Here is a 24,945-nt window from a genome sequence, read left to right on the forward strand (position 1 = left end):
GACTCGGCGGGGCGCAGGCGTGCGGGGGCGCTGGTCAGCGCGTGGCGGCCGGTTCGGGGCGGGGGACAGGGGCCGGGGCGGCAGCGGGAGCAGGCGCCTGAGCCTGAGCCTGAACCTGAGCCGGGGCCGGGGCCGGGGCCGGGGTGCGGCGGGCGGGGGCCTGGCCGGCGAGCATGGCGGCGAGGGCGAGGAGAAGGCCGAGGAGCTGCCAGGGGGTGAGGGTCTGGCCGAGGACGACGAGGCCGCCGAGGGTGGCGACGACCGGGTTGATCAGGCCCAGGAACGAGGCCGGGCCGGCGCCGAGGTGTTCGATGCCGCGGAACCAGAGGAAGTAGCCGAGGGCGGTGCCGATCAGGCCGAGGTAGGTGAAGCCGGCCAGGTTGGCGGCGCTCAGGGCGGGCGGCGCGCCCTCGACCACGGCCGCGAGCGGGACGAGGAAGACCGAGCCGGCCAGGAGCTGCCAGGCGGTGAGGTCGAGCAGGGTGGCGCCCTCGGGGCGGCCCCAGCGGCGGGTGAGGACGGTGCCCATGGCCATCAGCGCGACCCCGGCGACCATCGCGGCGATCCCGATGCCGTCCAGTCGCGCGCCGCTCTTGAGCACCAGCAGGGCCACTCCGCCGACCCCGACCAGGCCGGCGATCACCGCCCGCCGTCCGGGCAGCACCCGCAGCACGCCGATCGAGAACCCGGCGACGAGCAGCGGCTGGATCGCCCCGATGGTGGCGGCGACGCCGCCGGGCAGGCGGTAGGCGCCGACGAACATCAGCGGGAAGAACAGCCCGATGTTGAGCATCCCGAGTACGGCTGCGCGCCCCCACCAGCGCCCCTTGGGGAGTCGGCGGCCGATCAGCAGCAGGAGCAGTCCGGCGGGGAGCGCGCGGAGCGCGGCGAGCAGCAGCGGGCGGCCCTCGGGCAGCAGCTGGGTGGTGACGAGGTAGGTGGTGCCCCACGCGGCCGGGGCGAGTGCGGCGGTGGCGGCGATCGCTGCGCGCTTGCGGTCCATGACGTCCCCCTGAGCGTTGACTATATGAACGTTGAGATACTTTCTACGCCGGGGATCGGAGAACGTCAAGTATGTGAATGTTAAGATATCTGCGTCGAGTGGACGGCTTCGGACAGACGGCTCCGGGAGGGCGGCGGGCATGCAGCAGCGCGACACCGTGGACGACATCGTCGAGCAGTGGGCCCGGGCCCGCCCCGATCTGGACGCCGGGCCCATGGCGCTGATCGGCCGGCTGCGACGGCTCAGCGTCCGGGTCGACAACGCCCTGCGCGAGTACTTCACCGCCTGCGGCCTGGACTCCTCCGAGTTCGACGTGCTGGCCACCCTGCGCCGCTCCGGCGAGCCGTACGAGCTCAACGCCCGCGCGCTGCTCAAGTCCGCGATGGTCACCTCGGGCGCCATCACCAACCGGGTCGACCGGCTGTCCGCCAAGGGCCTGGTCGAGCGCAACCCCTGCCCGACCGACCGCCGGGCCGTCCTGGTCCGCCTCACCCCGGCCGGCAAGGAGCTGATCGACGGCGCCCTGGCCGGTCACGTCCACAACGAGGAGCGCATCCTCTCGGCCCTCGACGCGGACGAGCGCACGCAGCTCGACGCCCTGCTGCGCAAGCTCCTCGTCGCGCACGGGGACACCGAGCCGCTCCTCTGAGCCGGGGCCGACGCCGCCCCCGCGGTCGTTGTCGGTACCTCCTGGCACGCTGTCACGCAGCACGGCACAGACTGCGGGGAGCCGGCCTCCTCCCGGTCCCGGCCGACGGGCGCGAGGACGTTTTCACGGGTGCGGTGGCGATCCACACCCGGCTGCGCTGCGCCGCCTGCCACCGGTCCGACCCGCTCGACGGTACCTTCGCCCGGCGCGCCCGGCGCGGACGCCCGGCAGGCCGCTCAACGGCGGGCGACCAGCGCGTACCGCTCGTCGTCCACCGATCCGCCCCACAGCTCGGCCTCCCCACCGAGCGGCTCGACCCGAAACTCGGACACCAGCGGACGGACAGCCGCCGCGAGTTCCTCCGCCCCGATCCCTCCGCCCCACGGCAGCCGCCCGGCCCCGGTCGCGTACGGCGAGGCGGCGGCCTGCCCGGCCTCGCGCCAGCGGCCCTCGACCAGGACGAGCCGGCCGCCGGGCCGCAGCAGCCGCACCCAGGCGCGCAGCGCCCGCTCGGGCTCGGGGAGCGTCCAGAGCAGGTGGCGCGACAGCAGCACGTCGAAGCTCCCGTCCCCGACCGGCGGTGCGCTCGCGTCTGCCACCAGGAACCGCGCCGTCAGCCCCGCCGCGACCAGCTTCGCCCTGGCCCGCCCGACCATCCGCGGCGCCAGGTCCAGCCCCGTCACCCGGTGCCCGTCCGCCGCGAGCAGCAGCGACAGCGACCCGGTGCCGCACCCGACGTCCAGCACATCCGCCGCTCCGCCCGGCACCCAGCCCCGTACCCGCCGCAGCCACGCCGCCCGCACCGGTTCCTCCCGCAACCCGTGGTCGGGCTCCTCGTCGAAGGCCGCAGCGGCCGCGTCCCAGTACTCGGCGATGGCCCGACGGCCGGCGTCACTCATGGCGCGCATCATCGCAACCCCCACCGACACCGGCAGCCCGGCGGCCGAACGGCGATTGACGTGCGGAACGTGGTGGATGAGGCGGCCCGTACCGTTCACTTCGTCCACGCCTTGCCCAGGCATCCGAACGATGCCGGCGCGTAGCCCCCGCGGCCGGACCGCCGTGGTGCGCCTGCTCGGCGGACGGCAGGTCTCCTCACCCCGCCCCGCCCAGGGCCGGCGGCTGCCAGTTGTACGTCGGGGCCGAGCGGCTCAGCAGGGCGCGGGCGGGGAGGAGGCCGGCGAGGGTGAGGGCGGCGGTGCGCAGGCCGGTGGAGACGGGGGAGCGGAGGGCGACGAGGCCGCCGATGCGGCGGGAGCCGGCGACGACGGCGGTGGTGCGGGGGAGCCGGGCGGCGGTGTAGGCGGGCAGGGCGGCGGCCGGGTCGGTGTCGGGGGTGAGCAGGGAGGCGAGGACGAGGGCGTCCTCGATGGCCTGGCAGGCGCCCTGGCCCTGGAAGGGGCACATCGCGTGGGCGGCGTCGCCGAGAAGGGCGACCCGGCCGTGGTGGTGGGCGGGCAGCGGGTCGGCGAGGTCCCAGACGTCGTGGCGCAGGACGCGCTCGGGCTCGGCCAGGGCGAACAGCTGCGGTACGGGGGCGCACCAGTCGCCGTACCGGCGCAGGAGTTCGGCCCGCTCGTCCCCGTCGGCGGCCCGCTCGCCGGCCGGGGCGAGGGCGGCGCCGTAGACGTAGACCCGGCCGTCGGCGAGCGGGACGGTTCCGGCGAGCTGCCCGCGGCCCCACACCTCGCCGACGGCGGCCGGGCGGCGGTCGGGGGTGACGACGGCGCGCCAGGTGGTGAAACCGCTGTAGCGGGGTCCGGGGTGCCGGGGGAAGAGCAGGCCCCGGGCCGCGGAGCGGATGCCGTCGGCGGCGACGACCAGGCCGGCCGTCCGCTCCCCGTCGGGGGTGCGGACGACGGCGGGCTCGGTGGCGCTGCCGGGGGTGACGAGGGTCGCGGGCGAGCCGGTGCGGACGGTGCCCTCCGGGAGCGCGTCGACCAGGGCGGCGATGACGTCGGCGCGGGCGACGGCGGCGATGGTGTCGCCGAAGTAGGCCTCGAAGACCGAGGTGCTGGTGCGGGCGAGCCAGCGGCCGGAGGGGTGGCGCAGGCCGACGGCGGGGTGCGGGGTGGCGAGGGCGCGCAGGCGCTCGCCGACGCCGAGCCGGTCGAGGGAGCGCAGGGCGTTGGGGGCCAGGGCGAGCCCGGCGCCGACGGGTTCGAGGGAGTCGGCGCGCTCGTGGACGCGTACCGGGACGCCCTGCCGATGGAGGGCGAGGGCGGCGGTGAGTCCGCCGATGCCGCCGCCGATGACGATCGCTTGCTGCCTGCCCTGTGGGCTGTCCATGAGGGGACTCCTCTCCTTGCACTACATCCGTAGTGTGCGCCTGCCAGCACCGTACTACAGATGTAGTTGGCTGGACACTACCGCTGTAGTAAATTGGGATCGCCCGAGGGGAAAGGCCATGATCGGACCCATGACGCCCCCGCGCCCGACCCTGATCGCCGACGCCGCCATCGCCCTGATCGCCGAGCGCGGCCTGCGCGGGCTGACCCACCGCGCCGTGGACGAGGAGGCCGGCCTGCCCGCCGGCTCGACGTCCAACCTCGCCCGGACCAGGGCCGCCCTGCTCGAACTCGCACTCACCCGGATCGTCGAGCGGGAGACCGAGGACTACCCGTTCCTCACCGTGGAGCCCCCCGCCGCGGCGCCGCCCAGCCCCGCCTCCGCGCGGGACCTGCTCGTCCGGGTCGGCGCCGACCTGCTGCACCAGGCGCTCACCAGCGGCCGCCGGCTCACCCTGGCCCGCCTGGAACTGGCCCTGGAGGCCACCCGGCGGCCCGAACTGCGTGCCGTCTACGACCGCTTGGGCGGGCGCTTCGCCGACATCGCCGCCGTGCTGCTCGCGCAGTGCGGCTCGGCGGACCCGACGGCCGATGCCCGCCGTCTGATCCGCTGGTGCGACGGAGTGCTGTTCAACGCGACGGCGGGCAGTGGGCACTGGCACATCCCGGCGCCCGAGGAGCTGCGCGACGAGGTGGCACGCTACCTCGCCGCGCTGCTCGACCGCGAGTAGTCCGCGGGCCTACGAGGCCGCGTCGGCCTGCACGTCGGCCTGCACATCGGTCCGGACGCCCGCCTGGGCGCCCGCCTGGACGCCCGACGAGCCGTCGGCCGGCACCCGCGCGGTAATGGCCCTGGCGCAGTCCGCCGCGGCCGCCCGCGAGCTGTCCACCACCAGGTCGTACGCGACCCCCTGGTGCACCGCTTCCGCCTGCGCGGCGGCCATCCCGGCCACCCGGTCGCCGCGCGCGGCCTCCCGCTCCGCGGCCACCGCCGGATCGCAGTGCACCCCGACCCAGAGCACGTCCAGACCCTCCAGCGCCGCCCGCCACCGGGCCTGCGAAGAGGCGCCTCCGAGGAACACCTCGTCCACCACGATCCGGGCCCCGGCCCGGGCCATCGCCGCCACCCCGATCGTCCAGGCGGCGTCCAGCGCGGCGAAGACCGGACCGACCTCGACCGTGCCGTCCCCGTCCTCCAGCCCGCCGATCCCCTCACCGCCACCGCGCAGCGACGGCGGCAGCGCGTCGACCATGGTGTCGGCCCCGATGTGCAGCCAAGGCTCCGGCAGCAGCTCCTGCAGGCACCGGGCGATGCTCGACTTGCCGGAGCTGGACCCGCCGTTGAGGACGATCACATGCATGCACGGAGCTTGGAGCCGGACACCCGGCGGCGTCGCGGTGTTTCCCGGGAGGGTCGCCGCCGAGACCGAGAGCCTCAAGGCCGGAGCCGAGAGCGCCGAGGCCGAAGCCGTGAACTACGCGGTCCCCGCTGCCCCCGCCCCCGCTGCGAAGGTCGCCGCCGCGGCCGTGAAGGAGGACGCCAGCGTCGGCGCGCCCGCCCAGTGCAGGTGCAGGTAGGAGGCGTGCACGTTGCCGCCCGCGAAGCCCTCGGTGCGGGGACCGGTCGGGAGGCGCCAGCCCCAGGCGGGGAGTTCGCTCGCGCCGGGGTCGCAGACCGTGCGGTGGAACTCGTGGCCGCGCAGCCTGGTGCCGGCCGGGGCCAGCGGGGAGTCGTGCAGGGCGACCGCCTCCCGGTAGCCGAGGGTGAGCCGTTCGGTCATCCGGGCGTCGGTGGCCAGCACGCCGCACATCGGCAGGCCGTCCAGCTCCCGGCCCAGGTAGAGCAGCCCGGCGCACTCGGCGGCGATCGGCCCGCCCGCGGCGGCGAACGCGGCGATGGTGGCGCGCAGCGGGGCGTTGCCGCTCAGCTCGCGGACGTACAGCTCCGGGAAGCCGCCGCCGATCACCAGGCCGGCCGCGCCCTCGGGCAGTGCCGAGGCGTGCAGCGGGTCGAACGGGACCACCTCCGCGCCCGCTGCGCCGAGCAGTTCGGCGTTCTCGGCGTACGAGAACGAGAAGGCCGCGCCGCCCGCCACCGCGATCCGCGGCCGGCCGGCCACCGGGGTGACCTCGGCCGACGGGTCCCACGGCTCGGCATCCAGCTCCGGTGCCGTCCGGGCGAGTTCGAGCAGGGCGTCCAAGTCGACCGAGGAGGCCACCAGTTCACCCATGTCGGCGACCGCCTTGAGAGCCTCCGTCGAGCGCTCCACCGCCGGGATCAGCCCGAGGTGGCGGGACGGTGTGGCGACCGCAGCGGAGCGGCGCAGCGCGCCCAGCACCGGTACGCCGGAGCCCTCCTCCAGCGCCTCGCGCAGGAGCTGCTCGTGCCGGTCGGAGGCGACCCGGTTGAGGATCACCCCGGCGAGCCGCACCTGCGGGTCCCAGGAGGCGAAGCCGTGCACCAGCGCGGCCACCGAGCGGGACTGCGAGGAGCCGTCCACCACCAGTACCACCGGCGCCCGCAACAGCTTGGCGACGTGCGCCGTGGACGCCAGCTCCCCGCGCCCGGAAGCCCCGTCGAACAGCCCCATGACGCCCTCGACCACCGCGACGTCCGCCCCCGCCGCGCCGTGCAGGAACAGCGGTGCGATCCGCTCCGGACCGCACATGAAGGCGTCCAGGTTGCGGCCCGGGCGTCCGGCGGCGAGCGCGTGGTAGCCCGGGTCGATGTAGTCCGGGCCGACCTTGTGCGGCGACACCGCCAGCCCGCGGGCGGCGAGCGCCGCGATCAGGCCGGTGGCGACGGTGGTCTTGCCGGCGCCCGAGGAGGGCGCGGCGACGACGAGGCGGGGGATGTTCACGTGCGCAGGCTCACCACTCGATACCGCGCTGGCCCTTGCGGCCGGCGTCCATGGGGTGCTTGACCTTGGTCATCTCGGTGACCAGGTCGGCGAATCCGGTCAGCGCCTCGGGCGCGTACCGGCCGGTGATGACGACGTGCTGGCTGCCCGGGCGGTCCCTGAGCACGGCCACCACCTCGTCCGGGTCGACCCACCCCCAGTGCATCGGGTAGGTGAACTCGTCCAGCACGTAGAAGCGGTAGGTCTCGGCCGCGAGGTCCCGCTTGACCTGCTCCCAGCCCTCCTTGGCCGCCTCCTCGCTGGACATCTCCTGCTCGGCGGAGCGCTGGATCCAGGACCAGCCGGAGCCCATCTTGTGCCAGTCGACGGTGCCGCCCTCGCCGGAGGCGCCGAGCACGCGCAGCGCGTTCTCCTCGCCGACCTTCCACTTGGCGGACTTCACGAACTGGAACACCCCGACCGGCCAGCCCTGGTTCCAGGCCCGCAGCGCCATGCCGAACGCGGCCGTGGACTTGCCCTTGCCCGGGCCGGTGTGCACGGCGGTGATCGGCAGCGCGCGGCGCTGACGGGTCGTCAGTCCGTCGTCGGGAACGCTCTCGGGGACACCCTTGGGCATGGGTCAGGCCGCCTTTCGCATGGTGGTCGCACGGTTCTCGCGGACGGTCGTGGGACGGTTCTCGCGGACGAGCGAGGCCACGCCCTCGGCGCGCAGCTCGTCCAGGCTGACGGTGGTGCCGCCGAGCAGCCCGGCCAGCGTACGGGCCAGGCCCAGGCGGACCGGGCCGGACTCGCAGTCCAGCACCACGCTCGCCGTGCCCTGCGCCGCGAACAGGGCGGCCGCGCGCTGCGAGAGGGCGAGCGCGTCCCGCCCGCCGGTGGCCCGGCCGTCGGTCACCACGACCAGCAGCGGGCGCCGGTTCGGGTCGCGCAGCCGCTCCACCCGCAGCACCTCGTGCGCGCGCAGCAGGCCGGCGGCCAGCGGGGTCCGCCCGCCGGTGGGCAGCGACTCCAGCCGGGCCGCGCCGACCTCCACCGAGGAGGTGGGCGGCAGCGCCAGCTCGGCGCCCGCACCCCGGAAGGTGATCATGCCGATCTTGTCGCGGCGCTGGTAGGCGTCCATCAGCAGCGACAGCACCGCGCCCTTGACGGCGGTCATCCGCTGCCGGGCGGCCATCGAGCCGGAGGCGTCCACCACGAACAGCACCAGGTTGGACTCCCGTCCCTGGCGGACCTGTTCGCGGAAGTCGTCCTTGTGCAGCACCAGGGCCCGGCCGCTGCGCCCGCGCGCGGCCTGGTGCGGCGCGGCGGCCTGGAGGGTTGCGGTCAGGTGCAGCCGGCCGAGCGCGCCCTGCGGGCGGCGGGCGCGGATGGTGTGCCCGCCAGTGGTCTCGGCGGGGGAGCGGCGGCCCTGGGCGCCGTGCCCGGTGCCCCGCACGGTGAACAGCCGGGTCCGGTACGGGTCCCCGGCCGCGACCGGCGCCGACTCCCGCGCGGGGGAGGGATGCTGGGCCGGTACGGGCGGCTGGGCGGGCTCCCCGGCGCTCTCGCCGGTGGACACCTCGGGGCCGCCGTCGGACGGTTCGGGCGCGCCACCGCCGTCGGGACCACCGCCGTCGGGACCACCGCTGTCGGGACCACCACCGTCGGGGCCGCGCCCGTCCGGACCGCCGTCCTCCGGGCCCCCGTCCGGGCCGTCCTCCGGACCGCCGTCGCCGTCCGGGCCGGGTCCGTCGCCCTCGGGCTCCGGGTCCTCCTGCCGGGCGTGCTCCTCCAGCGTCCGGTCCAGCTGCTCCTCGTCCAGCCCCGGCGCGTCGAAGGGGTTGCGGCGGCGCCGGTGCGGCAGCGCCAGCCGGGCGGCCTTGCGGACGTCCTCCTCCAGCACCTCGGTGCGCCCGTCCCAGGCGGCCAGTGCGACCGCCGTGCGGGCCATCACGATGTCCGCGCGCAGCCCGTCCACCTCGAACGCGGCGCACACAGCGGTGATCTGACGCAGCGCCACATCGGTCAGCTCGACCTTGGGCAGCAACTCCCGGGCCGTGGTGATGTGTTCGGCGAGCGCCCGCTCCTCCTCGGCGAATCGTGCGGCGAAGCCGGCCGGGTCCGCGTCGTACGCGAGGCGGCGGCGGACCACCTCGGCGCGCTCGGCCGGGTCCCGGGTGGCGGCGATCTCGACGGTCAGGCCGAACCGGTCGAGCAGCTGCGGCCGCAGCTCGCCCTCCTCCGGGTTCATCGTGCCGACGAGCAGGAACCGGGCCGCGTGCCGCACCGACACGCCCTCCCGCTCGACGTAGGAGCGGCCCATCGCGGCGGCGTCCAGCAGCAGGTCCACCACGTGGTCCTGGAGCAGGTTCACCTCGTCGATGTAGAGCACGCCGCGGTGTGCCCTGGCGAGCAGCCCGGGCTCGTACGCCTTGACGCCCTCGGCCAGCGCCCGCTCCAGGTCGAGCGAGCCGACGATCCGGTCCTCGGCCACGCCGACCGGCAACTCGACCAGCTGGGAAGGCCGTTCGGAGGAGGGCGGGGAGACGTGCGGCCCGTCCGGGCACTGCGGGTCGGGCGCGGCCGGGTCGCAGGCGAAGCGGCAGCCGTCCACGGCGGCGATGGCCGGCAGCAGGCCGGCCAGCGCGCGCACCATGGTCGACTTCGCGGTGCCCTTCTCGCCGCGCACCAGCACGCCGCCCACGGCCGGGGAGACCGCGTTCAGCAGCAGTCCCAGCCGCAGGTCGGCCATGCCGACGATCGCGGTGAACGGATAGCGGACGTCACTCATGCCGTACCCCACTCCTGTCGTGCCCGGTTCTGCGGCCCTGCCTGGCCCTGCGGTCCCGTCCGGCTCTGCTGCCGTACCCGGTTCATGCGTCACTCCCAGGGGCCCCGGGCGGGACGAACGGCAGCGATCCGGCCGCCGGCACTCCGCCCTCGATCAGCTTCCACAGCGCGTCGGTGTCCGCGTGCTCCTCGATCAGGTCGCCCAGCCGGTCCAGCCGGGCCTCGCGCGCCGCGGCGAAGGAGGTGTCCGGCGCCGGGACGAACGCCCGGCCGGACAACCCGGCGACCTCGCGCAGGAGTTCGCGGCGGAACCCGTCGTTCTCCAGCACGCCGTGCCAGGTCGTGCCCCAGACCGAGCCCACCCGGCAGCCGTCCAGACTCCGCCCGTGGCCGTCGGAGACGAACGTGTCGCCGCCTTCGACCGCCACCACCCCGTGGTGGATCTCGTAACCCTCCACCCGCTGCCCGTACGCCTCGCCGACCGGCCGTGCCAGCACCTTCTCGATGCCGAACCGCACGTGGGTCGGCAACAGGCCGAGGCCCTCGACGGCACCCGACTTGGACTCGACCTCGTCCACGATCGAGTGCGCCAGCATCTGGTAGCCGCCGCAGACCCCGAGGACCGGCAGCCCGGCCGCCGCCCGCGCCTTCAGGGCCGGCTCCAGGCCGCGCTCGCGCAGCCAGGCGAGGTCCGCGACGGTGGCCCGGGTGCCGGGCAGCACCACCAGGTCGGCGTCGGCCAGTTCCTCCGGCCTGGTCGCCCAGCGCACCAGCACGCCCGGCTCCTGCGCGAGCGCGTCCACGTCGGTGAAGTTGGACAGCCGCGGGAAGCGCACCACGGCCACCCGCAGCACGTCCGCGCCGAGCGGCCCGGGCCCGTCCGCCCGGTCCACCACCGTGGACAGGTCCAGCGAGTCCTCGGCGTCCAGCCAGAGCCCGGGCAGCATCGGCAGTGTGCCCAGCACCGGACGGCCGGTCAGCTCGTGCAGCATCTCCAGCCCGGGTGCCAGCAGTCGCGCGTCGCCGCGGAACTTGTTGACGAACCAGCCCGCCACGTGCCGCTGGTCCTCCGCCGACAGCAGCGCCAGCGTCCCGTACATCGCCGCGAAGACTCCGCCGCGGTCGATGTCCCCGACCACCACCACCGGCAGGGCGGCGGCCGTGGCCAGGCCCATGTTGGCGATGTCGCGGTCGCGCAGGTTGATCTCGGCGGGCGAGCCCGCGCCCTCGCAGACCACCACGTCGTAGCGGCGGCGCAGGTCGGCCAGGCACTCCAGGGCGCGCTCCAGCAGGACGGGCTTGCGCTCGCGGTAGTCCAGCGCGCCCACCTCGGCCACCGGCCGGCCGAGCAGCACCACCTGGCTGCGGCCGTCCGCGCCGGGTTTGAGCAGCACCGGGTTCATCGCCGCCTCCGGCTCCACCCGGGCGGCCTGCGCCTGCATCGCCTGGGCGCGGCCGATCTCGGCGCCGTCGGCGGTGACGAAGGAGTTGAGCGACATGTTCTGCGCCTTGAACGGCGCGACCCGCACGCCCTGGCGGGCGAGCCAGCGGCAGATCCCGGCCGTCACCACGCTCTTGCCCGCGTCCGAGGTCGTCCCCGCGACCAGCAGCGCGTTCGTCATGCCCATCCCCTCTTCCCCAGGAACGCCCGCAGCAGGACGTGCCCCGCGACCGTCGTACCCAGCGCCAGTGCGCCCACCCGCCGGGAGAGCGCGCAGGCCCGCTCGATGTCGTCCACCGTCACCGGCCGCAGCTCCGCTCCCAGGACCGGCCGGTGCTCGATCCGCTCGCCGTACCGCAGCGTCCCGCCCAGCCGTACGCCGACCGCGCCGGCGAACGCCGCCTCCGCCTGGCCCGCGTTCGGGCTCGGGTGCGCGGAGCCGTCGCGCCGCCAGACCCGCCAGGCCGTCCGGGGCTCGGGTGCGGCGGCCACCGTCAGCAGCGCCGTCAGCCGGGCGCCCGGCCAGCCCGCCAGGTCGTCCAGCCGGGCCGAGGCCCAGCCGAACCGGGCGTGGCGCGGCGAGCGGTGGCCCACCATGGCGTCCAGGGTGTTCACGGCGCGGAAGGCCAGCAGTCCGGGGGTGCCGGCCAGGGCGCCCCAGGTCAGCGCGTTCACCACGGCGTCGGCGGTGTTCTCGGCCACCGACTCGACCACCGCCCGGGCGATCTGCTGCCCGTCCAGCGCGCTCGGATCCCGCCCGCACAGGTGCGGCAGCCGCTCCCGGGCGGCCGCGAGGTCGCCCGCGGTCAGCGAGCGGCCGATGGTGCGCGCCTCCCGGGTCAGCGAGGTGCCGCCGAGCACCGTCCAGGTCGCGGCCGCCGCCAGCGCCGCCCGGCCCAGCGGGCGTCGGCCCACCGTACGGTCCAGGGCGAGCGCGCCCGCCGCCACCGCGCCCACGCACAGCGCCGTGTACCCGGCCCCGGCGCCGCGGTCGTCGCGCCACAGCCGCCGCTCCAGCCGGGTCGCGGCGCTGCCGAAGACGGCGACCGGGTGGCCCCGGCGGGGGTCGGCGAAGCGGGCGTCGGCGGCGTAGCCCGCGACGGCGCCGAGCGCGAACGCGGCGGCGCGGGTCAGCGGGCGCGGAGAAGGAGAAGGTGCGGGCGGGGTCATCGGTGGCACGGCGGAAGGCAGCTCGGAGTCCGGCGGGGCGGGGCAGCCTGCATCGCGTGCGTGTCCTCACTCAGGGTCCGCGCCCTGGATCGACGTGACGGGGGCGAGAGTCTCCTGGCTTCCGGGTCGAACGCACCCCCGGAGCCTTCCAGCGGCCGTCGACGGCCCGCCGTGGCGATGTTCCGAGCGTGCTCCCCGGTGACAGTGGCGGGACCGCGCCGGACTTCCACCGGCTTCCTCTCCATGCCTCCGTTTGGCCCCAGGATCCCATCACGGGCCCGAACCGGGAGTCAACCGAGGTCACGGAGGGGTTGGTCACACGCGGGCGCCGCTGACTGACACCCCGTGGGATCGCCCGGTGCGGCACCGGCCCGGGGACGGGGCCCGTCCCCCGGATCCTTGCCGGGCCCGCGACGCGCCCCAGCCGTTGGCCGGGAGGTACCCCCACGTCCGCCTGGCGATGCACGCACCCCGACGCCGCGGTCCGATCCGACGGAATCCGAGAGACAGGCCCCGGGCCGCTTCGTGGGTTCGGCGGCCGGGGCCGCATCGCACGCCACGCCTGCCTTTCGGTGGCACGCTCCGCAGCGGCCCCCGTCGCCCCACCGTCGACTCCTCCACCGCCCGCTTCCGGCCTCTCCTCGGCACCGTCGGGTCGCCGCCGAGGTCACCCGGACGGCCTAGCCCGGTGGCCGGGCGGGCGGGGCGCCGGTGGACTGGTGCTCGAACACCGTCCGGTCCGTGACCAACAGAGCGGGGAGCGAAATGCGATGGGGAACCGCCGCCGTCGTGGCGGCCGCAGCGGTCGGGGCCGCCGTGCTGTTGATCGGCCGTCGGGCCTCCGAGCGAATGGTCCGTCCGGCGACCGCCGTCCAGGAGTCCGGTCCGCTCCTGGTCCACAGTCTCGCCCCCGGCCGGGTCACCTTCACCCGCGGCCCCGAGAGCCTGCGCCCCGGCCGCTGGGCGGTCGAGTGGGCGGACGGCGGGCACGCGGTCGTCGAGGAGATCCTGCACAGTGACGAACGGGGCGTCACCCGCCGCCTGGTCCGCGCCGACCGGGGCACCCTCACCGCCGGCACCGAGGTCCGCCTCACTCCCCGGGTCCACCTCGGCGACCCCACCGAGGCGCTCGGCCTCGCCTTCGCCGACACCGTCGTCGAGGGCGAACTCGGCGCGCTGCCCGCCTGGCAGCTCGACGGCAAACGCGGCACCTGGGTGATCCTGGTGCACGGCCCCGAAGCCGACCGCCGGCAGACCCTCCCGGTGCTCCCCGTCCTCGACCGGCTCGGCCTGCCCGCCCTCGCCGTCACCTACCGCGGCGACCAGGGCGCCCCCGCCTCCCCCGACGGGCTCAGCCACTTCGGCGAGACCGAGTGGCGAGACGTCGAGTCGGCGGTAGGGCTGGCGTTCGACAGCGGTGCGGGCGCGGTGATCCTCTACGGCTGGTCCCTCGGGGCGACCATGGTCCTCCGGACGGCGGCCCGCTCCGCCTGGTCGCACGCCATCCGCGGACTGATCCTCGACTCGCCCGTGCTCGACCTCCCGGCCTCCGCCCGCCGGGACGCCGCCCGGGCCGGCTTCCAGGGTGTCGCCGCCGAACTCGGTGCCCTCGCCGCCCAGGGCCGCACCGGCGTCGACCTCGCCGACTTCGGCCGTATCGCCGAGGGCACCGACCTGCGCGTGCCCACCCTCCTGCTGCACAGCCCCGAGGACCGGATAGCCCCCTTCGGCAGCGCGGAGAAGCTGGCTGCCGCCCGCCGCGACGTGGTCAGCCTCCAGGCGTTCCCCGGCGCCGACCACGCCACCCTCTGGAACACCGCCCCGGACCACTACACCGAGCTCCTCCGCCGCTGGCTCACGCCGCTGCTCTAGCCCCCTGACCGTGCGGGCGGTTTCGGCTGGGCCCCACCCGGCTTTCCGGTGGGGATTCCGTCGTTCACGAATGAACGTTTCTGCCATTCCGCCGGGCGTGCACGAGAAGTCGGCCGGTCCGACTTCTCGTGCAGCACGACCCCGCCACCCCGCCCGCCATCCGTCCGGATTCGGGCTGGACAGTCCCGCCGGAAGTCGGCGGAGCGGATTCCCCGCGTGAAAAGCCCCCTGCCGTCAGGGGCAACAATTGGACCGACCCCTTACCCCCCACCCGTACGCACGGTGATCGGACGAGCATTCCCGGCGACCGGGGCAGCGCCGGTGGCATGGCCAGGTCACACGTTTCCGGCCAGGCGGTTTGCCGTTGTTGCCCGATCTTGCGGAGGTGCCGCCACCGGTCGCCCGGTCGTACGGACAACCGGATGTGACAGAAGGCCGGTACAAGGGGAAGACTGCTCGACGTGACGTCTCGGAACCCGCGCGACCGTGATGCCCCGCTCCCGCCGACGATCGGTACCGGTGCGACGGTGACCCGTCTCCCCGGAACGGCCCACCGGCCCGCCGGTGGCAGGCCGGGCGGGGCGGGTGTCCCCCGTAACGGAGTACCCCGGCGACGAGGGCCCGCTCCGGCTCCCGGGCGGGGCCGGGTTCCCGTGCCGGAGGGTTTCCCGGCACCCGCCGAGCTGGCGCCGCTGGCCCGGAGGATGCTGGTGGACGCCGTCCGGGTCGCCCGTTGGGCCGGGGAGCTGGCCGAGGTCGACAAGCGCGGTGAGCTGCTCCCGGAGGACGCCCGCGCGGCGGGCCGGGCACTGGCCATGACGGTCGGCGCCGCCGCCAAGGCGTGGGGGCAGGCGCTGCTGGTGGGTCTGGTGGAGGCCCGTGACGGCGGAGCCGGCCCCGGCTGGCGGCTGCACGCCTGGGAGCACGACGACGAGGCCGTGGTGCGTGGCTGGTCGGCGCTGTTCGACGCCTGGACCCTGCTCGCCCCGGTGCCGCCCGCCGCGCTGCGCGGCGTGTTCGCCGTACTGGCCGGGCAGGCCGTGGACCAGGCCCCGCAGCTGCTCTCCTTCCTGCACCTGGTGGACGGCCCGGTCGCCGAGAGCGAGCTGCTGGAACTGCTGCGCCGCGGCCTGGACGAGCGCCGGGTCGGCGCCGGCCTCGGCGGACCGGGCCTGTCGCCGGTGCCGCACGCGGCCTCGGCCGTTTCCGCCGTCCGCGGCACCTGCCGCGCGCCGCAGATCGACACCCCGGCCGCGCCCTCGGACGTGGCCGCCGTCCTGGACTGGATGCTGGACGGCCTGGCGGCCGTCGGCGCCCTGGTGCGCAGGAACGATGCCGCGGAGCTGTCGCCGCTCGGCCACTGGGCGGTGCGGGCGAAGCTGGAGGAGATCTGCACGGTCGCGCAGACCGCGGCCGGGCACATCGAGCAGAGCGCCTTCGAGCTGCTGAACGCCTGTGCGGACTACTCGCCGGGCCCGGCCCGTGCCGAGTTCCGGGCCTGGGTCGCGGCCCGACCGGCGGACCGGGCGGTGGGCGAGCTGCTGGAGGCCGCGCAGGGCGACGACGCGCTGGTGCGCGGGCTGGCCTTCGAGGCGCTGCGGGTGGCCGGCGGTCCGGCCGAGCAGGCGGTGCGCGCCGCGGTGGACGAGCCGGTGCTGCGCCCCTACGCACTGCTCTGGCTGGCGGAGCGCGCGGACGAGGGCGTCTCCCCGGCGGACGTGCTGGGCGCGGAGGACGCGGCCTGGCTCTGGGTGGACACCGCGGCCGCGGTGCTCGACCACGGCGAGACCGAGCTGCTGGTGGGCCACGTCGAGGGTGCCTCGGCGGGCGACCCGGTCCGGCTGTTCGCCCGGGCCCGGCAGTCCGGGCACCCGCGGGCGGCCTCGGTGCTGACGGCGGTCTCGGGCGTGCACCCGGACCCGGGCGTGGCCCGGGCGGCCCGCCGCTCGGCGTTCAGCGTGCACACCGGTGGTGCCTGACTTTTATGACAATTGCGGAAGAGTTCGGAGTCCGCAGCGACGGCGGATCCGGCGGATCCGACGTCCGTGTCGGCGTCCGCACCGGCGGTCCCTGAGCCCGCACCCGCGGCGCTCGACTGTTATGACACATGAGAAGGGCCCGGAACCAACAGGTTCCGGGCCCTGACTCTTATGACAATTGCGGGACTCAGCCGAGCCGCGACTCCGCCCGCCGGGCGCGGACGTCGCCGACCTTCTGCCCCACCTTGCGGCGGATGACCAGCAGCGGCGCCATCGCGGCGAGCGTGATCTGGGCGAAAGCGCCGACGTGCATCAGGGTGTCGCCGCCGGGCAGCCCGGTGGCCCAGGCGGCCAGGCAGCCGATGGCCACGACGACCCAGCAGAGCGTGGCGGTGGCCAGCAGCCCCTGCGGCTTCGGGTACTCGATCCGGCTGACCATCAGGTACGCGGCACCGAAGATGGCGAGCAGACCGGGCAGGAACGGCGGGTCGAGCAGCACGATGGCGATCACCGTCATCGCACCCATCGGGCAGGGCATGCCCTGGAACACCCCGGGCCGCATCTTGACGGCCGAGAAGCGGGCCAGCCGCAGCACCACCGCGAGCAGCACCGTGATGGCGATGAGCGCCGACAGCTTGCTGTTGGAACCCTGGGAGACCATGCCCCAGACCGCGACGAAGTAGGCCGGCGCGATGCCGAAGCTGATCAGGTCCGCCAGGTTGTCCAGTTCGGCTCCGAGGGCGGAGGAGCGCAGCTTGCGCGCCACCAGGCCGTCGAAGAGGTCGCACATCGAGCCGATCAGCAGCAGCGTGACCGCGGTGGCGGCGCTGTGCCGGTCCGGAGCGGCGTCCGGGTTGGTGATGTGCGGGACCAGGACCCCGGTGGTGATCGAGTAGATCGCCAGGAAGCCGCAGACGGCGTTCCCCAGGGTCAGGAAGTCGGCGGTGGACAGGTGCTGGGGAGAGCGCGGGGCGCGCAGCTCGCGGTCGCGCGCCCAGCGGCGGCGGCGCAGGGCCGTCTCCTCGTCGTCCAGGCCGACGATTGTCTCAGGATCAGTCACGGTCAAGGCGCGTCACCCCGGCTGTGGTCTTCTGGCCGACCTCGACGCCGACCTCGACGCCGGCCGGCAGGTAGGTGTCGACCCGGGACCCGAACCGGATCAGACCGATCCGGTCGCCCTGCTCGACCTTGGTTCCGGCGTCCACGTACGGCACGATGCGGCGGGCCACGGCCCCCGCGATCTGGACCATCTCGATGTCGCCGAGCTCGGTGTCGAAGTGCCAGACGACCCGCTCGTTCTGGTCGCTGTCCTTGTTGAACGCGGGGACGAAGCCGCCCGCGACGTGCTCGACCGACGTTACCGTGCCCGGCAGGGGCGCGCGGTTGACGTGGACGTTCAGCGGGCTCATGAAGATCGCGACCCGGGTGCGGCCGTCCGGCCAGGCGTCGATGCTCTGCACCACGCCGTCGGCGGGGGAGATCACTCTGCCCGTGCCGATCTCACGCTCGGGGTCGCGGAAGAACCACAGCATGCCCGCGCTGAGCGCACAGGCGGGTACCGCCGCCAGGGCCCACTTGCCGCTGCGCCGGGTGAGGGCGGTGGTCACGGCGGCCGTGGCGAGGGTGGGGACGAACCAGGGGGTGGCTCCGCGCGCGATGGTCACGCGGGGTCGCCGACCGGCCGTCGGGGCTGCGAGGGCATCGCGGTCCGTGACGGAGGTGTGAGGGGACGGGCTGATGGGCATCGAAGACCTTTGTCGCGGGGGATCATGGCCGCTGGACGGGGGCCACCGCGGGATCGGTAATAGAGGGACGGCTTGCTGTCCCGGTGGATGCTATCGGGAGCACACGGTGGGTGGGCAACCCGCCTGCTCGTTCATGTGTCCGGTGGCGGCGCGTGTGCGCGTCCACCCCTACGACCGTAGCTCGCCCCGGTCCGGTTCCCAAGGGACCGGACAGGGCTGGTGACTCATGTCTCAGCGGGTGCGCCGACGGAACCCGTCGGGCGAAACGGCCGTAGCGGCCGGAAGCGGGTGTGCGGAAGCGGCCGCAGGGCGCGTCGTTGCAGCTGTACGCCCTACGGCCGCTTCCGGAGGGCCGTGCCGGACCCAGGCGGACCAGGCCGGGCCCATGACGGGGCACGGCACTCCACCGGGACGGGCCCGCACGCCCGTCGACCGGCGGTTCGAGGGGCCGCCCGGCGACGTGGTGCGTCGGCCGGCGGCCCGGGGATCAGTCGGCGATCCGGTACTCCTCCAGGAGGCGGCGCCCGACGATCATCTTCTGGATCTCCGCAGTACCTTCACCGATGAGCAGCATCGGAGCCTCGCGGTAGAGGCGCTCGATCTCGTACTCCTTGGAGAAGCCGTAGCCGCCGTGGATGCGGAAGGCGTCCTCGACCACCTCCTTGCAGTACTCGGAGGCGAGGTACTTGGCCATGCCGGCCTCGAGGTCGTTGCGCTCGCCGCTGTCCTTCTTGCGGGCGGCCATGACCATCATCTGGTGGGCGGCCTCGACCTTGGTGGCCATCTCGGCGAGCTTGAACTGGATCGCCTGGTGCTCGGCGATCTTCTTGCCGAAGGTGGAGCGCTGCTGGGCGTAGGAGATACCGAGCTCGAAGGCGCGGCGGGCGACGCCGCAGCCGCGGGCGGCGACGTTGACGCGGCCGACCTCGACGCCGTCCATCATCTGGTAGAAGCCGCGGCCCGGGACGCCGCCGAGGATGCGGTCGGCCGGGATGCGGACGTCCTGGAGGACCAGCTCGGTGGTGTCGACGCCCTTGTAGCCCATCTTCTCGATCTTGCCGGGCACGGTCAGGCCGGGAACCTTGGGGTTCGGGCCGAAACCGGCCTCCTTCTCGATCAGGAAGGTGGTCATGTTCTTGTACGGGGTGCTGCCGCCCTCGTCGGTCTTGCAGAGGACCGCGACCAGGGTGGAGGTGCCGCCGTTGGTGAGCCACATCTTCTGGCCGTTGAGGACGTAGAACTCTCCCCCGGCCTCCGGCTGGGAGGTGCCCCCACGTTCCTTGACCGCCTTGGTGGAGATGGCCGAAACGTCGGAGCCGAGGCCCGGCTCGGACATCGAGAAGGCGCCACGGATCTCGCCGGCCGCCATCTTCGGCAGGAAGTAGTCCTTCTGCTCCTGGGTGCCGTGGGCGTTGATCATGTGAGCCACGATGAAGTGGGTGTTCACGATGCCGGAGACGGACATCCAGCCGCGGGCGATCTCCTCGACCACCAGGGCGTAGGTGAGCAGCGACTCGCCGAGGCCGCCGTACTCCTCGGGGATGGTCAGGCCGAACAGGCCGAGCTGCTTCATGCCCTCGACGATGGCGGTGGGGTACTCGTCCTTGTGCTCCAGCTCGGTCGCGACCGGAATGATCTCCTTGTCGACGAAATCCCGCACGGTGGCGAGGATGTCCCGCTGGATCTCGGTGAGGCCGTCGGTCTGTGCGAGGCGTCCCATCGTGCGGCTCCGAAAGGTTTGAGGGTCTGCGGAAAAGTCGGGGAGTCCCCCGGGGGGGGGATTGCGGGGGCCCTGCCGGCGTGGCTGCGGCAGCAGGGCCCCCGTACCGGGTGGGGCGCGGCCGATGACGGCGGCCTGCCCGTCCGGGGTCTCTCAGGGGGCCCGCCGCGGACGGAGGGCCCCTATAAAGGGGAGAGGCTCAGGAGTCGTGGAAGGAGAGGCTCAGGAGAGCGGGGTCGGACGGCCGGGCTGCTCGCCGCCGCGCTCCTTGATGTACGTCTCGGTCGGCACCATCACCTTGCGGCGGAAGATGCAGACGACCGTGCCGTCCTGCTTGTACCCCTTGGTCTCGACGTACACGATGCCGCGGTCGTCCTTGGACTTGGACGGCCACTTGTCGAGCACGGTGGTCTCGCCGTAGATGGTGTCGCCGTGGAAGGTCGGCGCGACGTGCCGCAGCGACTCGATCTCCAGGTTGGCGATCGCCTTGCCGGAGACGTCCGGGACGGACATGCCGAGCAGCAGCGAGTAGATGTAGTTGCCCACCACGACGTTCTTGCCGAAGTCCGTCGTCTTCTCCGCATAGTTGGTGTCCATGTGGAGCGGGTGGTGGTTCATGGTGAGCAGGCAGAAGAGGTGGTCGTCGTACTCGGTGACCGTCTTGCCGGGCCAGTGCTTGTAGACCGCGCCGACCTCGAACTCCTCGTAGGTGCGTCCGAACTGCATGCCGTGGGTCCTCAGCTTTCCGGGATCTCGAACTTGGTGGTGCGCTGCATGCCCGCGGCCCGGCCCTTGCCGGAGATGACCAGCGCCATCTTGCGGCTGGCCTCGTCGATCATCTCGTCGCCGAGCATCGCGGAGCCCTTGGCGCCGCCCGCCTCGGAGGTGCAGTAGTCGTACGCGTCGAGGATCAGCTCGGCGTGGTCGTAGTCCTCCTGCGAGGGTGAGTAGATCTCGTTCGCGGCGGCGACCTGGTCCGGGTGGAGCACCCACTTGCCGTCGAAGCCGAGGGCGGCCGAGCGGCGGGCGACCTCGCGGTAGCCCTCCTGGTTGCGGATCTGGAGGTACGGGCCGTCGATCGCCTGGAGGTCGTTGGCGCGGGCGGCCATCAGGATGCGCATCAGGATGTAGTGGTAGGCGTCGGCGCCGTAGCCGGGCGGCTGCTCGCCGACGACCAGCGACTTCATGTTGATGGAGGCCATGAAGTCGGCGGGGCCGAAGATGATGGTCTCCAGACGGGGCGAGGCCTCGGCGATGGCGTCGACGTTGATCAGGCCCTTGGCGTTCTCGATCTGCGCCTCGATGCCGATCCGGCCGACCTCGAAGCCCATGGTCTTCTCGATCTGGGTGAGCAGCAGGTCGAGCGCCTTGACCTGCCCGGCGTCCTGCACCTTGGGCAGCATGATGCAGTCGAGGTTGGGGCCGGCGCCCTCGACCACGGTGATCACGTCGCGGTAGGTCCAGTGCGTGGTCCAGTCGTTGACGCGCACGACGCGGGTCTTGCCGCCCCAGTCGCCGTTGTTGAGCGCGTCGACGATGGTGTGGCGCGCGCTCTCCTTGACCAGCGGGGCGCAGGCGTCCTCCAGGTCGAGGAAGACCTGGTCGGCCGGCAGGCCCTGGGCCTTCTCCAGGAAGCGCGGGTTGCTGCCCGGCACGGCGAGACAGGAGCGGCGCGGGCGCAGACGGTTGACAGCAGTCATAAGAATCGAGGGTTCCTTCCCAGTGGTCAGCTGGTCAGCTGGTCAGTTCGTGGCCGTGGTCGGTGCGGACGTCCACGGCTGAAGCCTGTTGGCCAGCCGGATCTCGTCCACGATCCGGCCGATGATGGTCGTGATGCCGAAGTCCTTCGGGGTGAACACGGCGGCGACGCCGGCGGCCTTGAGGGCCTCGCCGTCCGCTGCCGGGATGATGCCACCCACGATCACCGGGACATCCTCCACCCCGGCGCGGCGCAGCCGCTTCAGGACGTCGGGCACCAGCTCGCTGTGCGCGCCGGAGAGGATGGACAGGCCCACGCAGTGCACGTCCTCCGCGACGGCGGCGGAGACGATCTGTTCCGGGGTCAGCCGGATGCCCTGGTAGACCACCTCGAACCCGGCGTCGCGGGCCCGGACGGCGATCTGCTCGGCGCCGTTGGAGTGACCGTCCAGGCCGGGCTTGCCGACGAGCAGGCGCAGCTTGCCGGCGCCCAGCTCCTCGGCGGTCGCGGCGACCGCGGCACGGACCTGTTCCAGCTCGCCGCCGGGCTCGGCGGCCACCGCGACGGGGGCGCCGCCGACGCCGGTGGGCGCGCGGTACTCGCCGAAGACCTCGCGCAGGGCGAAGGCCCACTCTCCGGTGGTGACGCCGGCCCGGGCGCAGGCGAGCGTGGCCGGCATCAGGTTGTCCTCGGTGGCGGCGACGGCCTTGAGCTCGGCCAGCGACGCCTGGACGGCGGCCTCGTCGCGCTCGGCGCGCCAGGCCTCCAGGGCGGCGAGCACGGACTGCTCGGAGGCCGGGTCGACCACCATGATCGCGGTGTCGAGGTCGGCGGTGAGCGGGCTCGGCTCGGTGGTGTCGAAGCAGTTCACCCCGACGATCTTGTCCTCCCCGGACTCGATCCGGGCCCGGCGGGCGGCGTGCGAGGCGACCAGGTTGGACTTCAGGTAGCCGGACTCGACGGCCGGAATCACCCCACCCATCTCCAGCACCTTGGCGATCTCCGCCTCGGCGCCGGCCAGCAGCTCGGCGGTCTTGGCCTCGACCACCTCGGAGCCGCTGAAGATGTCGCCGTACTCCAGCAGGTCCGACTCGTACGCCAGCACCTGCTGGATGCGCAGCGACCACTGCTGGTCCCAGGGCCGGGGCAGGCCGAGCGCCTCGTTCCAGGCGGGCAGCTGGACAGCACGCGCACGGGCGTCCTTGGAGAGCGTGACGGCCAGCATCTCCAGGACGATCCGCTGGACGTTGTTCTCCGGCTGGGCCTCGGTCAGGCCCAGCGAGTTGACCTGGACCCCGTACCGGAAGCGGCGCTGCTTGGGGTCGGTGACGCCGTAGCGCTCCAGGGTGACCTTCTCCCACAGCCGGGCGAAGGCGCGCATCTTGCACATCTCCTCGACGAAGCGCACGCCGGCGTTCACGAAGAAGGAGATCCGGGCGACCACCTCGCCCATCCGCTCGGCCGGCACCTGGCCGGAGTCGCGCACGGCGTCGAGCACCGAGATGGCGGTGCACATCGCGTAGGCGATCTCCTGGACGGGCGTGGCCCCGGCCTCCTGCAGGTGGTAGCTGCAGATGTTGATCGGGTTCCACTTGGGGATGTTGCCGACCGTGTAGGCGATCATGTCGGTGATCAGCCGCACCGACGGGCCGGGCGGGAAGACGTGCGTCCCACGCGACAGGTACTCCTTGACGATGTCGTTCTGGGTGGTGCCGGTGAGCTTGGCGATGTCCGCGCCCTGCTCCTCGGCGACCACCTGGTAGAGCGCCAGCAGCCACATCGCGGTGGCGTTGATCGTCATGGAGGTGTTGGTCCGTTCGAGCGGGATGCCGTCGAACAGGGTGCGCATGTCGCCGACGTGCCCGACCGGGACGCCGACCCGGCCGACCTCGCCGCGGGCGAGGACGTGGTCGGAGTCGTAGCCGGTCTGGGTCGGCAGGTCGAAGGCGACGGACAGACCGGTCTGGCCCTTCGCCAGGTTCCGCCGGTAGAGCGCGTTGGAGTCGCTCGCGGTGGAGTGGCCGGCGTAGGTGCGCATCAGCCAGGGACGGTCGCGCTGGACGCGCTGCGGCTCAGTCATCGGGCCCCTCTCACACGTTCCGGAAGCGGTTGATGGCGTCGACGTGCTGGGCACGGAACTCCTCGTCGCGCACGCCCAGGCCCTCCTCGGGGGCCAGGCAGAGCACGCCGACCTTGCCCTGGTGCTTGTTGTGGTGCACGTCCAGGGCGGCCTGGCCGGTCTCCTCCAGGGAGTAGACCTTGGACAGGGTCGGGTGGATCTTGCCCTTGGCGATCAGGCGGTTGGCCTCGAAGGCCTCGCGGTAGTTGGCGAAGTGCGAGCCGACGATCCGCTTGAGCGACATCCACAGGTACCGGTTGTCGTACTGGTGCATGTAGCCGGAGGTGGAGGCGCAGGTGACGATGGTGCCGCCCTTGCGGGTGACGTACACCGAGGCGCCGAAGGTCTCCCGGCCCGGGTGCTCGAAGACGATGTCCACGTCCTCGCCGCCGGTGAACTCGCGGATCTTCGAGCCCAGGCGCTTCCACTCGCGCGGGTCCTGGGTGTTCTCGTCCTTCCAGAACCGGTAGCCCTCCGCCGAGCGGTCGATGATGGCCTCGGCGCCCATGGCGCGGCAGATCTCGGCCTTCTGGTCGTTGGAGACCACGCAGATCGGGGTGGCGCCGCCGGCCAGCGCGTACTGGGTGGCGTACGAGCCGAGACCGCCGCTGGCACCCCAGATCAGCACGTTGTCGCCCTGCTTCATGCCGGCGCCGTTGCGCGAGACCAGCTGGCGGTAGGCGGTGGAGTTGACCAGGCCGGGGGAGGCGGCCTCCTCCCAGGTGAGGTGCTTGGGCTTGGGCAGCAGCTGGTTGGTCTTCACCAGGGCCAGCTGGGCCAGGCCGCCGAAGTTGGTCTCGAAGCCCCAGATGCGCTGCTCCGGGTCCATCATCGTGTCGTTGTGGCCGTCCGGGGACTCCAGCTCGACCGAGAGGCAGTGCGCGACGACCTCGTCGCCCGGCTTCCAGGCGTTGACCCCGGCGCCGGTGCGCAGCACCACGCCGGCCAGGTCGGAGCCGACCACGTGGTACGGCAGGTCGTGGCGCTTGGTGAGCGGCGACAGCCGGCCGTAGCGCTCCAGGAAGCCGAAGGTGGAGACCGGCTCGAAGATCGAGCTCCAGACGGTGTTGTAGTTCACCGCGCTGGCCATGACGGCGACCAGGGCCTCGCCGGGACCCAGCTCGGGCAGGGCGACGTCGTCGAGGTGAAGGGACTTGCGGGGGTCCTTGTCGCGGCTGTCGAGGCCCGCGAACATCTGCTCCTCGTCCTTGTGGAGCGTCACCGCGCGGTAGGACTCGGGGAGCTTGATCGCCGCGAAGTCCGCCGACGTGGTGTCGGTGCTGAGGATCGCGTCGAGGATTTCCTGCATGGCTGCCTCCGAAGGCGTACCTGTGTGAGGGCACAGGGCGTCTGGGGGAGCCGGGAGCGGACACCGGCTTCGCTGAGGTGGGTGGTGGGCGGGTCAGACTGGGCGCCCGGTGTGGACCGGGCCGTTCTGGCTCTGCTCCCGGGGTGTGGGAACGCCGGACGACAGCGCGCCGAGGTGGGGAGCCGCGGCGCCGCGACTGGTGGGTAACAAGGTAGTGGCACCCTGTGCCACTCGTAAAGACACCGGGTGTCAGGAATTCCGACGGCTTCCGAGGTCGTGCGACGCGCGTTGCGCGGACATGCGAAGGGCCCGCGCCGCCAC

Annotated in this window: 19 protein-coding genes, 1 pseudogene and 1 riboswitch; of the genes and pseudogenes, 4 read left to right on the plus strand and 16 right to left on the minus strand. The window is 73.7% G+C overall.

What is annotated here, in order from left to right; all coding sequences use genetic code 11:
- Window positions 1–34 precede the first annotated feature (34 nt).
- Entirely contained in the window at window positions 35–1,003 is a 969-nt protein-coding gene (locus ACFU7Y_RS13205; RefSeq protein ID WP_380767889.1) for an EamA family transporter, read from the minus strand.
- A gap of 139 nt (window positions 1,004–1,142) precedes the next feature.
- Between ACFU7Y_RS13205 and ACFU7Y_RS13210 the strand changes: the two genes are divergently transcribed.
- Window positions 1,143–1,652: a MarR family winged helix-turn-helix transcriptional regulator gene (locus tag ACFU7Y_RS13210; RefSeq protein WP_224285328.1), complete on the plus strand. Its 510-nt coding sequence runs from the start codon at window positions 1,143–1,145 to the stop codon at window positions 1,650–1,652.
- A 236-nt stretch (window positions 1,653–1,888) separates the two neighbouring features.
- Here ACFU7Y_RS13210 and ACFU7Y_RS13215 read toward each other — a convergent pair whose 3' ends face one another.
- Entirely contained in the window at window positions 1,889–2,551 is a 663-nt protein-coding gene (locus tag ACFU7Y_RS13215; RefSeq protein WP_380767890.1) for a class I SAM-dependent methyltransferase, read from the minus strand.
- A gap of 196 nt (window positions 2,552–2,747) precedes the next feature.
- A complete protein-coding gene (locus ACFU7Y_RS13220; RefSeq protein ID WP_224284135.1) occupies window positions 2,748–3,941 on the minus strand; it encodes an FAD-dependent monooxygenase in 1,194 nt (397 codons plus the stop codon).
- Between the two features lie 130 nt (window positions 3,942–4,071).
- Between ACFU7Y_RS13220 and ACFU7Y_RS13225 the strand changes: the two genes are divergently transcribed.
- Window positions 4,072–4,671, plus strand: a complete 600-nt coding sequence (locus tag ACFU7Y_RS13225; RefSeq protein WP_224284136.1) for a TetR/AcrR family transcriptional regulator — start codon at window positions 4,072–4,074, stop codon at window positions 4,669–4,671.
- A gap of 102 nt (window positions 4,672–4,773) precedes the next feature.
- Here the strand turns inward: ACFU7Y_RS13225 and cpt are convergent.
- The 6 genes and pseudogenes from cpt to ACFU7Y_RS13255 all read right to left on the minus strand — a co-directional run.
- A pseudogene (gene cpt, locus ACFU7Y_RS13230) lies at window positions 4,774–5,301 on the minus strand (chloramphenicol phosphotransferase CPT); the annotation flags it as partial.
- A 114-nt stretch (window positions 5,302–5,415) separates the two neighbouring features.
- Entirely contained in the window at window positions 5,416–6,801 is a 1,386-nt protein-coding gene (locus ACFU7Y_RS13235) for a cobyrinate a,c-diamide synthase (protein WP_224284137.1), read from the minus strand.
- Window positions 6,802–6,811: 10 nt separating this feature from the next.
- Window positions 6,812–7,417, minus strand: a complete 606-nt coding sequence (cobO, locus tag ACFU7Y_RS13240; protein WP_224284138.1) for a cob(I)yrinic acid a,c-diamide adenosyltransferase — start codon at window positions 7,415–7,417, stop codon at window positions 6,812–6,814.
- Window positions 7,418–7,420: 3 nt separating this feature from the next.
- Window positions 7,421–9,571 (minus strand): putative cobaltochelatase, encoded by a 2,151-nt coding sequence (locus tag ACFU7Y_RS13245; RefSeq protein WP_380767892.1) that lies wholly within the window; start codon window positions 9,569–9,571, stop codon window positions 7,421–7,423.
- Window positions 9,572–9,653: 82 nt separating this feature from the next.
- Window positions 9,654–11,192 (minus strand): cobyric acid synthase, encoded by a 1,539-nt coding sequence (locus tag ACFU7Y_RS13250; RefSeq protein WP_224284922.1) that lies wholly within the window; start codon window positions 11,190–11,192, stop codon window positions 9,654–9,656.
- Window positions 11,189–12,181, minus strand: coding sequence for a cobalamin biosynthesis protein (locus ACFU7Y_RS13255; RefSeq protein WP_380767893.1), 993 nt, complete (start codon window positions 12,179–12,181; stop codon window positions 11,189–11,191). The genes ACFU7Y_RS13250 and ACFU7Y_RS13255 overlap by 4 nt, the downstream gene beginning before the upstream one ends.
- A 107-nt stretch (window positions 12,182–12,288) precedes the next feature.
- A riboswitch (cobalamin riboswitch) is annotated at window positions 12,289–12,422 on the minus strand.
- 524 nt (window positions 12,423–12,946) lie between these two features.
- Here ACFU7Y_RS13255 and ACFU7Y_RS13260 point away from each other — a divergent pair.
- Entirely contained in the window at window positions 12,947–14,053 is a 1,107-nt protein-coding gene (locus ACFU7Y_RS13260; protein ID WP_224284935.1) for a S9 family peptidase, read from the plus strand.
- Window positions 14,054–14,706: 653 nt separating this feature from the next.
- The gene (locus ACFU7Y_RS13265) at window positions 14,707–16,032 is read left to right on the plus strand and encodes a hypothetical protein (RefSeq protein WP_363393634.1); all 1,326 of its coding nucleotides are present in this window, start codon (window positions 14,707–14,709) and stop codon (window positions 16,030–16,032) included.
- A 187-nt stretch (window positions 16,033–16,219) separates the two neighbouring features.
- Here ACFU7Y_RS13265 and ACFU7Y_RS13270 read toward each other — a convergent pair whose 3' ends face one another.
- The 7 genes from ACFU7Y_RS13270 to ccrA all read right to left on the minus strand — a co-directional run bounded on the left by ACFU7Y_RS13270 (window position 16,220) and on the right by ccrA (window position 24,624).
- A complete protein-coding gene (locus ACFU7Y_RS13270; RefSeq protein WP_374119977.1) occupies window positions 16,220–17,098 on the minus strand; it encodes a phosphatidylcholine/phosphatidylserine synthase in 879 nt (292 codons plus the stop codon).
- Complete coding sequence (locus ACFU7Y_RS13275) at window positions 17,085–17,777, minus strand: phosphatidylserine decarboxylase (protein WP_224280704.1); 693 nt, start codon at window positions 17,775–17,777, stop codon at window positions 17,085–17,087. The genes ACFU7Y_RS13270 and ACFU7Y_RS13275 overlap by 14 nt, the downstream gene beginning before the upstream one ends.
- Window positions 17,778–18,264: 487 nt before the next feature.
- A complete protein-coding gene (locus ACFU7Y_RS13280; protein WP_224280703.1) occupies window positions 18,265–19,497 on the minus strand; it encodes an acyl-CoA dehydrogenase family protein in 1,233 nt (410 codons plus the stop codon).
- Window positions 19,498–19,719: 222 nt separating this feature from the next.
- Window positions 19,720–20,223, minus strand: coding sequence for a MaoC family dehydratase (locus ACFU7Y_RS13285; RefSeq protein ID WP_045704019.1), 504 nt, complete (start codon window positions 20,221–20,223; stop codon window positions 19,720–19,722).
- Window positions 20,224–20,234: 11 nt separating this feature from the next.
- Window positions 20,235–21,197, minus strand: a complete 963-nt coding sequence (locus tag ACFU7Y_RS13290; RefSeq protein WP_224280702.1) for a CoA ester lyase — start codon at window positions 21,195–21,197, stop codon at window positions 20,235–20,237.
- Window positions 21,198–21,239: 42 nt separating this feature from the next.
- Window positions 21,240–23,276, minus strand: a complete 2,037-nt coding sequence (locus ACFU7Y_RS13295; RefSeq protein WP_224280701.1) for a protein meaA — start codon at window positions 23,274–23,276, stop codon at window positions 21,240–21,242.
- A 10-nt stretch (window positions 23,277–23,286) separates the two neighbouring features.
- On the minus strand, window positions 23,287–24,624 hold the full coding sequence (ccrA, locus tag ACFU7Y_RS13300) for a crotonyl-CoA carboxylase/reductase (protein WP_224280700.1): 1,338 nt from the start codon (window positions 24,622–24,624) through the stop codon (window positions 23,287–23,289).
- Between the last annotated feature and the right edge of the window lie 321 nt (window positions 24,625–24,945).

Source organism: Kitasatospora sp. NPDC057542 (genome assembly GCF_042801945.1).
Lineage (GTDB): Bacteria > Actinomycetota > Actinomycetes > Streptomycetales > Streptomycetaceae > Kitasatospora.

Coding starts and splice junctions, on each gene's coding strand:
- ACFU7Y_RS13205 (WP_380767889.1), bottom strand. CDS start 1,003: ATGGACCGCAAGCGCGCAGCGATCGCCGCCACCGCCGCACTCGCCCCG.
- ACFU7Y_RS13210 (WP_224285328.1), top strand. CDS start 1,143: ATGCAGCAGCGCGACACCGTGGACGACATCGTCGAGCAGTGGGCCCGG.
- ACFU7Y_RS13215 (WP_380767890.1), bottom strand. CDS start 2,551: ATGAGTGACGCCGGCCGTCGGGCCATCGCCGAGTACTGGGACGCGGCC.
- ACFU7Y_RS13220 (WP_224284135.1), bottom strand. CDS start 3,941: ATGGACAGCCCACAGGGCAGGCAGCAAGCGATCGTCATCGGCGGCGGC.
- ACFU7Y_RS13225 (WP_224284136.1), top strand. CDS start 4,072: ATGACGCCCCCGCGCCCGACCCTGATCGCCGACGCCGCCATCGCCCTG.
- cobO (WP_224284138.1), bottom strand. CDS start 7,417: ATGCCCAAGGGTGTCCCCGAGAGCGTTCCCGACGACGGACTGACGACC.
- ACFU7Y_RS13245 (WP_380767892.1), bottom strand. CDS start 9,571: ATGAGTGACGTCCGCTATCCGTTCACCGCGATCGTCGGCATGGCCGAC.
- ACFU7Y_RS13250 (WP_224284922.1), bottom strand. CDS start 11,192: ATGACGAACGCGCTGCTGGTCGCGGGGACGACCTCGGACGCGGGCAAG.
- ACFU7Y_RS13255 (WP_380767893.1), bottom strand. CDS start 12,181: ATGACCCCGCCCGCACCTTCTCCTTCTCCGCGCCCGCTGACCCGCGCC.
- ACFU7Y_RS13260 (WP_224284935.1), top strand. CDS start 12,947: ATGCGATGGGGAACCGCCGCCGTCGTGGCGGCCGCAGCGGTCGGGGCC.
- ACFU7Y_RS13275 (WP_224280704.1), bottom strand. CDS start 17,777: ATGCCCATCAGCCCGTCCCCTCACACCTCCGTCACGGACCGCGATGCC.
- ACFU7Y_RS13280 (WP_224280703.1), bottom strand. CDS start 19,497: ATGGGACGCCTCGCACAGACCGACGGCCTCACCGAGATCCAGCGGGAC.
- ACFU7Y_RS13285 (WP_045704019.1), bottom strand. CDS start 20,223: ATGCAGTTCGGACGCACCTACGAGGAGTTCGAGGTCGGCGCGGTCTAC.
- ACFU7Y_RS13290 (WP_224280702.1), bottom strand. CDS start 21,197: ATGACTGCTGTCAACCGTCTGCGCCCGCGCCGCTCCTGTCTCGCCGTG.
- ACFU7Y_RS13295 (WP_224280701.1), bottom strand. CDS start 23,276: ATGACTGAGCCGCAGCGCGTCCAGCGCGACCGTCCCTGGCTGATGCGC.
- ccrA (WP_224280700.1), bottom strand. CDS start 24,624: ATGCAGGAAATCCTCGACGCGATCCTCAGCACCGACACCACGTCGGCG.